The sequence below is a fragment of the uncultured Sphingomonas sp. genome, from assembly GCF_964237155.1.
Lineage (GTDB): Bacteria > Pseudomonadota > Alphaproteobacteria > Sphingomonadales > Sphingomonadaceae > Sphingomonas.
In genome coordinates this window covers 1-11,858 of record NZ_CAXSHH010000069.1, presented here as the reverse complement: position 1 = coordinate 11,858, position 11,858 = coordinate 1, and the positions used below count along the sequence as shown (strand labels likewise).

14 protein-coding genes and 1 pseudogene are annotated in these 11,858 nt (G+C 68.9%); 10 read left to right on the top strand and 5 right to left on the bottom strand.

Annotation, left to right across the window (positions count from 1 at the left end):
• The coding region (tolB, locus tag ACFE71_RS12670) for a Tol-Pal system beta propeller repeat protein TolB (protein ID WP_375429151.1) at positions 1 to 959 on the top strand (959 nt) is incomplete at its 5' end.
• Between the two features lie 51 nt (positions 960 to 1,010).
• Complete coding sequence (gene pal, locus ACFE71_RS12665) at positions 1,011 to 1,538, top strand: peptidoglycan-associated lipoprotein Pal (RefSeq protein WP_375429150.1); 528 nt, start codon at positions 1,011 to 1,013, stop codon at positions 1,536 to 1,538.
• Between the two features lie 270 nt (positions 1,539 to 1,808).
• Here pal and ACFE71_RS12660 read toward each other — a convergent pair whose 3' ends face one another.
• Both ACFE71_RS12660 and ACFE71_RS12655 read right to left on the bottom strand, forming a co-directional pair.
• Entirely contained in the window at positions 1,809 to 2,687 is an 879-nt protein-coding gene (locus ACFE71_RS12660; protein WP_375429149.1) for a S1/P1 nuclease, read from the bottom strand.
• A gap of 23 nt (positions 2,688 to 2,710) precedes the next feature.
• Complete coding sequence (locus ACFE71_RS12655; protein WP_375429148.1) at positions 2,711 to 3,640, bottom strand: isoaspartyl peptidase/L-asparaginase family protein; 930 nt, start codon at positions 3,638 to 3,640, stop codon at positions 2,711 to 2,713.
• Between the two features lie 59 nt (positions 3,641 to 3,699).
• Here ACFE71_RS12655 and ispG point away from each other — a divergent pair, with 59 nt between their 5' ends.
• The 6 genes from ispG (at position 3,700) to ACFE71_RS12625 (ending at position 7,082) form a co-directional block, all read left to right on the top strand.
• Positions 3,700 to 4,824, top strand: coding sequence for a flavodoxin-dependent (E)-4-hydroxy-3-methylbut-2-enyl-diphosphate synthase (ispG, locus tag ACFE71_RS12650; protein WP_375429147.1), 1,125 nt, complete (start codon positions 3,700 to 3,702; stop codon positions 4,822 to 4,824).
• Between the two features lie 30 nt (positions 4,825 to 4,854).
• Positions 4,855 to 5,097 carry an AbrB/MazE/SpoVT family DNA-binding domain-containing protein gene (locus ACFE71_RS12645; RefSeq protein WP_375429146.1) on the top strand — a complete coding sequence of 81 codons (243 nt, stop codon included), beginning with the start codon at positions 4,855 to 4,857 and terminating at the stop codon, positions 5,095 to 5,097.
• On the top strand, positions 5,097 to 5,483 hold the full coding sequence (locus ACFE71_RS12640; protein WP_375429152.1) for a type II toxin-antitoxin system VapC family toxin: 387 nt from the start codon (positions 5,097 to 5,099) through the stop codon (positions 5,481 to 5,483). Before ACFE71_RS12645 ends, ACFE71_RS12640 begins: the two co-directional genes overlap by 1 nt.
• Positions 5,484 to 5,560: 77 nt before the next feature.
• Positions 5,561 to 6,448: a DMT family transporter gene (locus ACFE71_RS12635; RefSeq protein WP_375429145.1), complete on the top strand. Its 888-nt coding sequence runs from the start codon at positions 5,561 to 5,563 to the stop codon at positions 6,446 to 6,448.
• Positions 6,445 to 6,924: a GNAT family N-acetyltransferase gene (locus ACFE71_RS12630; RefSeq protein ID WP_375429144.1), complete on the top strand. Its 480-nt coding sequence runs from the start codon at positions 6,445 to 6,447 to the stop codon at positions 6,922 to 6,924. Before ACFE71_RS12635 ends, ACFE71_RS12630 begins: the two co-directional genes overlap by 4 nt.
• Positions 6,924 to 7,082, top strand: coding sequence for a hypothetical protein (locus ACFE71_RS12625; RefSeq protein ID WP_375429143.1), 159 nt, complete (start codon positions 6,924 to 6,926; stop codon positions 7,080 to 7,082). Before ACFE71_RS12630 ends, ACFE71_RS12625 begins: the two co-directional genes overlap by 1 nt.
• Here ACFE71_RS12625 and ppa read toward each other — a convergent pair.
• The 3 genes from ppa to ACFE71_RS12610 all read right to left on the bottom strand — a co-directional run bounded on the left by ppa (position 7,079) and on the right by ACFE71_RS12610 (position 10,340).
• The gene (gene ppa, locus ACFE71_RS12620; RefSeq protein ID WP_375429142.1) at positions 7,079 to 7,657 is read right to left on the bottom strand and encodes an inorganic diphosphatase; all 579 of its coding nucleotides are present in this window, start codon (positions 7,655 to 7,657) and stop codon (positions 7,079 to 7,081) included. The genes ACFE71_RS12625 and ppa overlap by 4 nt on opposite strands.
• A gap of 22 nt (positions 7,658 to 7,679) precedes the next feature.
• Positions 7,680 to 9,599, bottom strand: coding sequence for a M61 family metallopeptidase (locus ACFE71_RS12615; RefSeq protein WP_375429141.1), 1,920 nt, complete (start codon positions 9,597 to 9,599; stop codon positions 7,680 to 7,682).
• A gap of 96 nt (positions 9,600 to 9,695) precedes the next feature.
• Positions 9,696 to 10,340, bottom strand: coding sequence for a DUF1345 domain-containing protein (locus tag ACFE71_RS12610; RefSeq protein WP_375429140.1), 645 nt, complete (start codon positions 10,338 to 10,340; stop codon positions 9,696 to 9,698).
• Positions 10,341 to 10,391: 51 nt separating this feature from the next.
• Between ACFE71_RS12610 and hisS the strand changes: the two genes are divergently transcribed.
• Positions 10,392 to 11,630, top strand: coding sequence for a histidine--tRNA ligase (hisS, locus tag ACFE71_RS12605; protein WP_375429139.1), 1,239 nt, complete (start codon positions 10,392 to 10,394; stop codon positions 11,628 to 11,630).
• A 109-nt stretch (positions 11,631 to 11,739) separates the two neighbouring features.
• Positions 11,740 to 11,858 (top strand): annotated as a pseudogene (locus tag ACFE71_RS12600) (peptide chain release factor 1); the annotation flags it as partial.

Sequence of the window (11,858 nt, the reverse complement as noted above, 5' to 3'; positions counted from 1 at the left end):
CGGTCGGCTGCTACCTGTACGACGTGTCCTCGCGCGCCGAGCTGGCGCGGCAGGGCTTCGTGGTGCCGCCGTCCGACTGGCGGCGCGCGGGGCATAAATGCGCGGACACCGTCTATGCGCGGCTGACGGGCGAGGGGGCGTATTTCGACAGTCGGGTCGTCTATGTCTCGGAGACCGGGCCGAAGGGTCGGCGGATCAAGCGGCTGGCGATCATGGACCAGGACGGGGCCAACCACCGCGTGCTGATCAACAGCAGCTCGATCATCCTGACCCCGCGCTTCTCCCCGAACCAGCAGTCGATCGTCTATATGAGCTATGTCGGCGACCAGCCCACCATCTATGTCTACGACATCGGGGCGGGGCGGCAGCGGCGGGTGCTGACGACGCCCAATTTGGCGTTCGCGCCGCGTTTCTCGCCCGACGGCCGATCGATCCTGTTCTCGATGGCGCAGAACGGCAACACCGACATCTACCGCGTATCCGCGCAGGGAGGGACGCCGCAACGGCTGACCAACGCGCCCGGCATCGACACGGGCGGAAGCTATTCGCCCGACGGGTCGCGGATCGTGTTCGAGAGCGACCGGTCGGGGGGACAGCAGCTATACGTGATGGGCGCGGACGGGTCGAACCAGCAGCGGATCAGCTTCGGCGGCGGGCGCTACGCCACGCCGGTATGGAGCCCGCGCGGCGACCTGATCGCGTTCACGCGCATCTCGGGCGGGTTCCGGATCGGCACCATGACGCCGAGCGGCGGTGGCGAGAAGCTGCTGACCGACGATTGGCACGATGAGGGGCCGAGCTGGTCGCCCAACGGGCGGGTCATCACGTTCCACCGATCGGGCCGAGGGTCCGAAGGCAAGGCCGACCTGTGGATGGTCGATTTGACGGGGGTCAACGAGCGGCGCATCCCGACGCCGCTCGACGGATCGGACCCGGCCTGGGGGCCGCTTCGGCCATAGGGGACGCGGGGGCGCGTACCGAACGGGGCCAGTTCACGGAGGAATCACGATATGACGAAGACCCTGACGCTGATCGTCGCGACCGCGCTGCTGACGCTCGGCGCCTGTTCCAAGAAGCGGCCGGAGGTTTTGCCGCCAGCACCCGTCGGATCGGGCGGGACGGGCGAGGGCGCGACCGATCCGAACGCGGGCGGGGCCGGCGGGGCGGTCGTGCCCGGTTCGGACGCGGATTTCCAGCGGTCGGTGGGGTCGAACACGGTGCTGTTCGCGCTCGACCAGTACGACATCGACGCGACCGCGCGCGGGGTGCTCGATGCCCAAGTCGATTGGCTGGCGCGTTTTCCGAATGTCCGCGTGACGATCGAGGGGCACGCTGACGAGCGGGGCACGCGCGAATACAACCTCGCGCTCGGCGACCGGCGCGCGAACGCGGCGAAGAACTACCTGGCGGCGCGGGGCGTCTCGACGGAGCGGATGACGACCATCAGCTACGGCAAGGAGCGACCGTTGGCGGTGTCGTCGGACGACCAGAGCTATGCGCAGAACCGGCGGGCGGTGACGGTCGTGCTGAGCCGGTAGTCGCTGGGGCGGCGTGAGGAAGGTTGGTTCACGCGAAGGCGCTAAGGCGCGAAGAAGTAAGGTGGTTCACGCGGAGGCGCGGATACGCGGAGGGAAATAAGGCGAGGGTCGTTTCTTCGCCGCGTCAGCGGCAGGATTGCCCCGATGTAGGGTGTCGAAGGCCGCTGGCGCGGCGGGGTGCGGCTCTCCGTCCTTCTTCTCCGCGCCTCCGCGCCTCCGTGTGAACCATCCTCCTTCCCTTCGCGCCTTTGCGCCTTCGCGTGAACCCGATCACCGCCGGCGCGGCTCGGGCGTGAAGGCGCGGGCGGGGTCGAACGCCTCGTCGAGCAGGCGGGCGAGGCGTAGGCCCGCGCGGGTGACCTGAAGGCGTTGGGGTTCGATCGCGGCTTGGATCGATGCCTCGTCGAGCCGGACGCGCGTGGTGGGCTTGGGGCCGCAGGGGTCGCCGAGCGCGAGGCGGTAGGCGGTGTCGCGGCTGACGGTCCAGGCCTCGCGGCTCCAGTCCTCGGTGGTACCGGCCGCGAATGCGGTGCGCTCGGCGGGGGAGTAGGCGCGGGTCAGCGCGGGTGGGGTGGTGACCGCGCGGTCGGCAAGCGGCGTGTCCCAGATGGCGTGGAGGTTGAGCCATTCGGGCGCGTAGATGCCGTACGCCGCCTTGACGTCATTGCCGCCGCGGTCTCCCCGATCGCCCGCATGAAGTGGCATATGGAGGTCGCCGACGAAGTGGATCAGGAAGGCGAGCGCTGCCACCTTTTCGCGGCGGGGGACGGTGCGGTCCTGGAGCAGCTTCACCTGGCGGTCGATCTGGGCGGAGACGCAGTTACCGTCGCGGCAGGCTGATTTCAGATCGAACGGACGGCAGATGTCGACGTTCTGATAGTGCCAGGGGTTGGTGTAGCTGAACCGGCCGGCGAGGTTGCGGATGCAGTCGGGCCAGACGCTCGCGGCGGCGGGCGTGGCGGCGGCGCAGGTCGGGGTCTCGAGAAGCGGGGCGCGGGCCAGGAGCGCGCGGACCTGGGCGGCGGTGCGCGGATCGGTATTGCGGAGCGCGATGGCGGCGATCGTCTCGTGCCCGAGCACGCCGTAGGCGGCGGCGGGGCCGGGGAGCACGAGCAGCATCGCGGCGAGCAGAACGGGGAGGAGCCTCATGAACCGCGCCCGTAGCGAGTGCGTCAGTCGCGGTATAGCGCGACCTCCGAATCGGTGCCGGACGAGACGCGGGCGCGGTACATGCCGGGGGTGGTGAAGGCCCAGGCTCCCTCGCCGTCGGGGGCGACGACGATCGCGCCGCCGGTGCCGCCGAGCTCGGTCACCTCCGCCAGCACCGCCGCCGCCGCCGTGGCGGGATCCTCGCCCGCAAGCCGCATCCGCGCGGCGATCGCCCCGGCGGCGTTCGCGCGGAGGAACTGCTCGCCCGACCCCGTGCAGGACACCGCGCCCGCGCGGTCGTCGGCCCAGGTGCCCGCGCCGATGACGGGCGTGTCGCCGATCCGGTCCCAGCGCTTGCCCGTGACCCCGCCGGTCGAAGTGGCGGCAGCGAGGCGGCCGTGCCGGTCGCGGGCGACCGCGCCGACGGTGCCGTACTTCATCTCCGCATCATACTCGTCGGGGTCGCGGGCGAGGAGCTCGGCGAGGTTGGCGCGGCGTTCGGGGGTGATGAACCAGTCGGGGTCGGCCTGTTCGAGCTCCTGGGCGAGCGCGAAGGCGTCCGCGCCGGGGGCGGCCAGGAAGACATGGGGGCTGTGCTCCATCACCGCGCGGGCGAGGCTGACCGGGTGGCGGGTGCGCGACACGCCGCATACCGCGCCCGCGCCTCTGCCGGTGCCCTCCATGATCGCGGCGTCGAGCGCGACTTGGCCGTCGTGGGTCAACGCCGCGCCGTGGCCGGCGTTGAAGTGGGGATCGTCCTCCAGCGCGCATACCGCCACCTCGACGGCATCGAGGGCCGCGCCGCCCGCGCGGAGCACCGTCGCGCCCGCCTCCAGCGCGGCGGCAAGCGCGGCACGGGTCGAAACCTCGCGCCCCGGCGTCATCGACGTGCGCTCGATCACTCCCGCTCCGCCGTGGATGAGGAGAGTCCATTGGTCGTCGGTCGTCGTCATGCTGCGCCAAGTCCGGGAAGGGGTGTGAAGCGGGCGGCGCTAGGGTATATGCGCCACCCATGTCCATTCGTCCTTGGCGCGACATCGTCCGCCGTCCCAGTCGCCGGATCATGGTCGGCGACGTCCCCGTCGGGGGCGACGCGCCCGTCACCGTGCAGACGATGACCAACACGCCGACCAGCGATCCGGTCGCGACGCTGAACCAGATCCGGCGCTGCGAGGAGGCGGGGGCGGACATCATCCGCGTGTCGTGCCCCGACGTCGAGTCGACCGCCGCGCTGGGGCAGATCGTGCGGGCTGCAAGGGTGCCGATCGTCGCGGACATCCATTTCCACTATAAGCGCGCGCTGGAGGCGGCGGACGCGGGGGCGGCGTGCCTGCGGATCAACCCGGGCAATATCGGCTCGTCGGAGCGGGTGGCGGAGGTGGTGCGCGCCGCCAAGGCGAACGGCTGCGCGATCCGCATCGGGGTGAACGGCGGCTCGCTGGAGCGACACCTGCTGGAGAAATACGGCGAGCCTTGTCCCGAAGCGCTGGTCGAGTCGGCGCTGGACCACATCAAGCTGCTCCAGGACCACGATTTCCACGAGTTCAAGGTGGCGGTGAAGGCGTCGGACCTGTTCCTCGCGGTCGCGGCGTATCAGCAGTTGGCCGAGGTGGTCGACTGCCCGCTGCATCTGGGGATCACGGAGGCGGGCGGCTTCGTCGGCGGAACGGTCAAGTCGGCGATCGGGATGGGGACGCTGTTGTGGGCGGGGATCGGCGACACGATCCGCGTCAGTCTGTCGGCGGAGCCCGAGGAGGAGGTGCGCGTCGGGTTCGAGATGCTGAAATCGCTCGGCATCCGCAATCGGGGCGTACGGGTGGTGTCGTGCCCGAGCTGCGCGCGCCAGGGCTTCGACGTGATCCGCACCGTGCAGACGCTGGAGGAGCGGTTGCAGCATATCCGCACGCCGTTGTCGCTGTCGGTGCTGGGCTGCGTCGTCAACGGCCCGGGCGAGGCGCGGGAGACCGACATCGGCGTGACGGGTGGCGGCAACGGCAAGCACATGGTGTATCTGTCGGGGGTGACCGACCACCATGTCCAGGACCAAGGCATGGTCGACCACATCGTCGCGCTTGTCGAGGCCAAGGCGGCGGAGATCGAGCGCGATGACGCGGCACGGGCGCTGGCGGCGGCGTAAAATTCGATCGACAGAAGAAAGGGTGATGAGGTGAAGCATTTCGGGCGAGTGCAGGAGAACGGAGAAGTGACCCTTCCGGCATCGCTTGCTCAGCAGATTGGCCTCAAGCCCGGCGATCATCTCACCTTTGAAGATCAAGGGCGCGACATCGTCGTCAGGACTTATGCCGACGTAGTCCGCGAAGGGCAAAACGCCTTCCAGGCGCTGATAAAGCGCCCATTCACGGTAGACGATTTCGTCCGAGAGCGTCGTGCGGAGGCGTTCGACGAGTGATGGTCGTCCTCGACACGTCGGCGATCCTTGCCGTTCTACTAGAAGAACGTGGAGCCGAGCTCGTCAAACCGCACATGGTGGGTGCGCAAGTATCCATCATCAGTATAGGAGAGGTGCTTGCGAGGGCCGCCGAGAGCGGTGCCGAACCGGAAGCCGTTCTCGCCATCCTCGACACGTACCTGTTTAGGGTGCGCGCATTTCGTGACGGTCACGCGATCGCCGCCGCCAAGCTTCGTCCTTTGACGAAACACCTGGGCCTGGGTTTCGGCGATCGCGCCTGCCTCGTCCAAGCGCAATTCAGCGACCTGCCGGTCCTAACCGCCGATCATGATTGGGCGAAATTGAACATTGGGGTCGAGGTGCGATTAATCCGCGAACGGCGCTGACCCGAATACCGATCCACGCGCTGCCGGACGGCCGCGGTACGTGACCCACCTCGTTCGGATTGCTAGGGTCCGCTTCGATGAAGCCCGTCCCCACCGCCCTCGCCTTCGCGGTCGCCTGCGCGGCGGTGGGCACGTTCGCGGCCATGGACGTGTTCATGAAGGCGCTGTCGATCGAGTCGGACGCGTATTCTGCGGTGTTGTGGCGGTCGGCGGCGGGGGTGATAATCTCGGGGCCTATATTCCTGGCCCGCAGCGGGCGGTGGCCGGGGCGGGCGGCGCTCCGGCTGCATCTGCTGCGTGGGGCGACGGCGGGCGTGTCGGTGCTGTTCTTTTTCTGGGGACTGGCGCGTATCCCGATGGCGAAGGGGGTGGCGCTGACATTCCTCGCGCCGCTGATCGCGTTGTTCCTGGCGGCGGGGATGCTGGGCGAGACGTTGCGGCGCGCGGCGGTGTGTGGGTCGCTGGTCGCGTCGGCGGGGGTGCTGGTGATCGCGCTGGGCGAGGTCGAGGCGGGCGCGTCGACCGACAGCGTGCTGGGGGCGTTGGCGGTGTTCGTAGCATCGATCTTCTATGCGGTCAGCCTGATCTTCCTTCGCCAGCAGGCGCAGGCGGCGGACCCGATCGAGGTGACGTTGTTCACGGGGTTGGTGATGGGGGGCATGCTGCTCCCCGCCGCGCCGTGGCTGGCGGGAGTGCCCTCGATCGCGCAGGCGCCGCTGGTGCTGGCGGCGGCGGTGCTGGGGACGGTGTCGTCGATCGGGTTCGCCTGGGCATACTCGCATGCCGAGGCGCAGGTGCTGGCGCCTGTCGAGTACACCGCCTTCGCCTGGGCGGCTTTGTTCGGCTGGGCGGCGTTCGGGGAAGTGGTCACGGCGTTCACGGTCGGGGGGACGGCGCTTATCGTGCTCGGCTGCCTGGTCGCGGTGCGACGGTCGGCGGGTCCGGTGCCGGAAGCCGCCGCTTGATCGCCGTCCGGGCCGCCGCGCCGGGCGACGAGGCGCTGGTGCTTCGCTTCGTGCGCGAACTGGCGCTGTTCGAGCGCGAGCCGGATGCGGTGACGGCGGGCGAAGCGGATCTGACGACGGCGCTGTTCGGGCCCGCGCCCGCCGCGGAGGCGGTGATCGCGGAGGTGGACGGCGAGCCGGTCGGCTTCGCGTTGTTCTTCCACAGTTTCTCGACCTGGACGGGGCGGCGTGGGCTGTATCTGGAGGATCTGTACGTATCGCCCGCCGCGCGTGGGCGAGGTGTCGGGCGGGCCCTGCTCGGGCATCTGGCTGGGATCGCGGTCGATCGGGGCTGCGCGCGGTTCGAGTGGTCGGTGCTCGATTGGAACGCGGACGCGATTCGCTTCTACCGCGCGCTGGGGGCGGTCGGGATGACGGAATGGACGGTGCAGCGGGTGAGCGGCGGCGCGCTCGCGCGGCTGGCGGGACGGGGCTGATGCCGGTCGACGCGGGGCTGAGCGAGGGGCGGACGGGGAGCATGAACTACCGACATGCCCCGGACGAGATTCATGATGACGCCGAGGAGCTGCGACGCTGGGCGGCGCTGGCGATCGAGGCCGGGGTGCGGGGCCCCCGGCCCAAGCGGACGAGTTAACGGCCGGCGATCTCAGGCGCGTTATGCGGTTCCTCGCCCCGCGCCTTGGCCTCGTCGTAACGGGCGATCGCCTCCAGCGTGATGCGGCGAGCCTCGTCGCGGCCGCCCCAGGTGCCGACGCGGACCCACTTCATCTTCTCCAGATCCTTATAATGGGTGAAGAAATGCTCGATCTGCTCGAACACGATCTCGGGCATGTCGCCGCGCTCGTTGACGTTCGAGTAGTAGGGGAAGGTCGAGTCGACGGGGACGCAGACGAGCTTCTCGTCGCCGCCCGCCTCGTCCTCCAGGTTCAGGACGGCGATGGGGCGGGCGCGGACGACGCAGCCGGGGATGAAGGGCGAGCGGGCGACGACCAGCGCGTCGAGCGGATCGCCGTCGGGCGAGAGCGTGTGCGGCACGAAGCCGTAATTGGCCGGGTAGCGCATCGGCGTGTGGAGGATGCGGTCGACGAACAGCGCGCCCGACGCCTTGTCGAACTCGTACTTCACGGGTTCGCCGCCGGTCGGCACCTCGATGATGACGTTCAGGTCGTCGGGCGGGCTCTTGCCCACCGGGATCAGGTCGATACGCAAGTTATTCCCCTTCTTTTTGTCGTCAACGCGGCGCGAGCAGCCGGTCCAGACCGTTCTCACCGCTCCCGACCTTTTCAAGGCGCGGGTAGCGGGGGCCGTCATGATAGTCGACCGCCACCTCGCGGACGCGGTCGGCCGACTTGATCAACAGCCGGATCGGATCGCGCGTTCCCTTGGCCGTCGTCACCGCCGCCTTGAGCCGGTCGGCGGAATAGGTCTGGCCGTTCACCGCCTGGATCGTCGCACCGATGTCGATCCCGGCCTTGAAGGCGGGCGAGTCCCAAATCGAGGCGGTCACCTCCGCGTCCTTGTTGACGATCAGGCCAATCGAATAGCTGAGGTTGACGATGCTGCCCGCGCGCTCCGTCTTGCCGAAGATGCTCGTCGGCTCGGCGGTATAGACGAGGCGGTAGCCGTTCATCGCGAAGCCGCCGATCGGGGCGGGCTGGCCCGTCTCGGTGATGCGGCGACGAAGGAACCCGGCCCAGTCATAGGGCTGGATGCCGTTCAGGGTCTGGGCCACGTCGTCGAAATCATAGGTAAGCTCGCCCCAGTCGCCGTCGCGCATCCCGTAGAAGGCGCGGGCGAAGTCGTCGATCGAGCGCCGCCCGCCCGACTGGCGGCGGAGCATCGCGTCGACCTCCATCCAGATGAGCAGGCCCTCGTTGTAATAGTCCTCCGACCGCTGCCAGCTGGCCCAGCCCTTGGGACGACGCGCGGAGATGACGGGATCGTTGGTGGTGTCGACCATCGGCCGCCATTCGCGCCCGCGCGCGTTCTGGAGGTTGGCGGCGATCAGCGCGTAGGCGTCGAGCGTGTCCTGCTTGGACACGATGCCGCTGCGGGCCTGGAGCACATAGCCCCAGAACTGCGTCTGGCCCTCATATACCCACAGCAGCGAGCCGCGCGTGGGGGTGCGGTAGTCGGGCGCCCACTGGTCCGCGCCGCGGCGAAACTTGCCGTCCCAGCTATGGCTGAACTCATGGGGCAGGAGGTTGCGGCGGGTGACGCTGTTCTCCCAATCGATGAAGTATCCGGGATTGACGCCGTTCTCGGACGAGCGGTGATGCTCCAGCCCGATACCGCCCAGCTGGTCGGTGATCGAGAGGAGGAATTCGTACCGATCGTAATGCTGCGCGCCGAAGGTCTTGACCGACTGGTCGACCAGTCGGCGGTGCGCGTCGATATGCTCAGGTCTCGCGGCGAGCTCGGCGGGGTTGTCGGCGAAGACGTTCAGGTCGACGCGCGGGGAGAGTGCCCATTCCTTATAGTACCGGCCCGCCAGGACGGGCGAGTCGACCAGCGTCTCGTAATTCACCTGGTCGTAACTGTAGGTTCCGGCGCTGCTGCGCGCCGGGATCGCGGACACGGCGGTCCAGCCGGTTGGATACTTGACCGTCATCTTGACCGGGATCCGGCGGGTATAATGGCCCGCCGGGTAGAGGCTCATCGAATTGGGCTGGAGGCTGATCATCGTCGGGGTGACGACGATGCGGCCCTGGTCGGACTTGGTGGCGGAGGCGAACTGGAATTCGAGGTCGAGCCGCCGCGCGCCTTCCGGAACGTCGATATGGAAGGCGAACACGTCGACCGGGTCGCGCGTCCAAGGGATCGGGCGTCCGCCCGCGGTGATCTTGAGCCCCGTCAGCTTCTCGATCTCCCCGCGCGCGGCATGGGTGCCGGGCAGGAACTTGGGGTAGAGCAGCGCCATGCGGCCGGGGCCGGCGACGGGGATCGTTTCCTTTACCCGAAAGATGCCGCGCTCGGTGTCGGTCGCGTCGATGTCGAGCGTGATGACGCCCGGATAGGGCACGTCGCGCGGAGCGGGGATCGTGTCGACGAACGGCACGGGCTGCGGCGCGGAGTTGCCTTGCGGGACCTGCGCCGAAGCGGACGCGGAGATGGACGCGAGCAGGGTCATGACGGGAAAGGATCGGATCAAGGCGATGCTCCGCTGGACGATTATGTGACCCGTTATGTAGGCGGGCGAAACACGGCGCGTCCAGCGGCTCGATTCGCGCCGATCACGTTGCCCCGATCACGTTGCCCCGATGACGTTGATCGTGAACGCGATCACCCCGAGGTTGAAGACGAAGGCGGCCAGGCAGTGCCCGGTCACCACCCGCCGCATCGTCCGGCCGGTGATCTCGACGTCCGACGTCTGGAACGTCATGCCGAGCGTGAAGCCGAAATAGACGAACTCCCAATAGAGCGGCTCCGTGTCGCCGGGAAAGACGAGGCCGCCCGCGTCGCCGCCGTCGACGGTCGCGTAGAACAGGTGAGCATAGTGAAGTGCGTAGACGCTGTTGGAGAAAAGCCAGGCAAGCGCGAGCGTCGCGACCACCAGCAGTTTCTCCACTCCGTCCAGTCCTCCCCGGAAAGCGCCCGCGACCGCGACCAGCACGACCAACGTGACGAGCCCGGTGAGGACGAGCAGCGCGGCCCGGTTCGCGTCGTTGTCGCGCGCGGCCGCGCGGATCCCCTCGGCGTCATGGCCGAGCAGGCGCGCCAGCATGGCCAGGAAGACGAGGGTCGCCGCGTCGAACGCGGTCATCGCGCCGTGACCGAGCCCGAGCAGCGGGGTCAGCGCGGCGGTGCCGAGCGCGAACAGCGCCGCGAAGATCAGGTAGGGCCCCGGCGCGATCCGCCGCCCGACGAGCTTCGATACGTCGGTCGTGGCCATGACGCGGATGCTAGCGCGATCGGCCCCGCTCGCCTAGATGCCCGGCGCTACATGACCCGCATCCCGACCCCCAACCGCGTCCGTGGCACCCAGGACATCTTCGGCGACGAGCAGCGGCGGTTCACGCACGTCATCGACTCGTTCGAGCGGGTGCGGCGGTTGTACTGCTTCGGGCGGGTGGAGGTGCCCGTGTTCGAGGCGACGGAGGTGTTCGCGCGGTCGATCGGCGAGACGACCGACGTGGTGTCAAAGGAGATGTACACGTTCGAGGATCGCGGCGGGGACTCGATCACGCTGCGACCCGAATTCACGGCCGGGATCGCGCGGGCGTTCCTGACCAACGGGTGGCGGCAGCACGCGCCGATGAAGCTCGCGACCTCCGGCCCGGTGTTCCGGTACGAGCGGCCGCAAAAGGGTCGGTTCCGGCAGTTCCACCAGATCGACGCGGAAGTGATCGGCGCGGCCGAGCCCGCCGCCGACGTCGAATTGCTGGTGATGGCGGACCAGCTGCTGCGCGAGTTGGGCATCGAGGGCGTGACGCTCCGGCTCAACACGCTGGGCGACGCGGAGACGCGCGACGCTTGGCGGGCGGCGCTGGTGGCGCATTTCGAGGCGCATCGGGAGGCGCTGTCGAAGGAGTCATTGGACCGGTTGGGCAAGAACCCGCTGCGCATCCTCGACTCCAAGGACGAAGGCGACCGGGCGATCGCGGCGACCGCGCCCGACATCGACGCGTATCTGACGGCGGAGGCGCGGGGGTTCTTCGACGCGGTGACGGCGGGGCTCGATGCGGCGGGGGTGGCGTGGACGCGCGACGCCCGGCTGGTGCGCGGGCTCGATTACTACCGCCACACCGCGTTCGAGTTCACGACCGACCGGCTGGGCGCGCAGGGGACGGTGCTCGCGGGCGGGCGCTATGACGGGCTGATCGGCTGGCTCGGCGGGCCGGAGACGCCGGGCGTCGGCTGGGCGGCCGGGGTGGAGCGGCTGGCGATGCTGGTGGCGGAGCCGGAGGCTGAACGGCCAACCGTGGCAGTGATCCCGCTTGAGCCGCAATTCGAGCCGCATGCGACCATGCTTGCCGCCAACCTTCGTCGGCAAGGCCTCGCGACCCACTTCGACCTTCGTGGCAATGCCAAGAAGAGGATGCAGCGTGCTGATGCGGCAGGTTCGTCGCACGCGGTGCTTGTCGGTCCGACGATCGTTCTGGGAGGCGTGACGCTGAAGACCTTTGCGAGTGGTGAGCAGCGAAACGTGAGCGCGGCGGATATTGCGGAGGCGGTGCTTTGACCCACCTTCGTCACCCCGGCCTTGAGCCGGGGTCCCGCTTCTTCTTGGCGGGGCAAGGCAGCGGGACCCCGGGTCAAGCCCGGGGTGACGTGGAGGGGAAGGTGCACACGTGGCGCTAATCTCCCCCGACCGCATCCGGCAGATCGAGGCGCGGCGCGACGAGTTGTCGGCGATGATGGCGACGGGCGAGCTGCCGTCGGACCGCTTCGTCGCGGTGTCCAAGGAATA

What these genes read in the sequence shown, in the direction of transcription:
- pal (WP_375429150.1), top strand. Translation starts at nt 1,011, where the DNA reads ATGACGAAGACCCTGACGCTGATCGTCGCGACCGCGCTGCTGACGCTC.
- ACFE71_RS12660 (WP_375429149.1), bottom strand. Translation starts at nt 2,687, where the DNA reads ATGAGGCTCCTCCCCGTTCTGCTCGCCGCGATGCTGCTCGTGCTCCCC.
- ACFE71_RS12655 (WP_375429148.1), bottom strand. Translation starts at nt 3,640, where the DNA reads ATGACGACGACCGACGACCAATGGACTCTCCTCATCCACGGCGGAGCG.
- ispG (WP_375429147.1), top strand. Translation starts at nt 3,700, where the DNA reads ATGTCCATTCGTCCTTGGCGCGACATCGTCCGCCGTCCCAGTCGCCGG.
- ACFE71_RS12640 (WP_375429152.1), top strand. Translation starts at nt 5,097, where the DNA reads ATGGTCGTCCTCGACACGTCGGCGATCCTTGCCGTTCTACTAGAAGAA.
- ACFE71_RS12635 (WP_375429145.1), top strand. Translation starts at nt 5,561, where the DNA reads ATGAAGCCCGTCCCCACCGCCCTCGCCTTCGCGGTCGCCTGCGCGGCG.
- ACFE71_RS12625 (WP_375429143.1), top strand. Translation starts at nt 6,924, where the DNA reads ATGCCGGTCGACGCGGGGCTGAGCGAGGGGCGGACGGGGAGCATGAAC.
- ACFE71_RS12610 (WP_375429140.1), bottom strand. Translation starts at nt 10,340, where the DNA reads ATGGCCACGACCGACGTATCGAAGCTCGTCGGGCGGCGGATCGCGCCG.
- hisS (WP_375429139.1), top strand. Translation starts at nt 10,392, where the DNA reads ATGACCCGCATCCCGACCCCCAACCGCGTCCGTGGCACCCAGGACATC.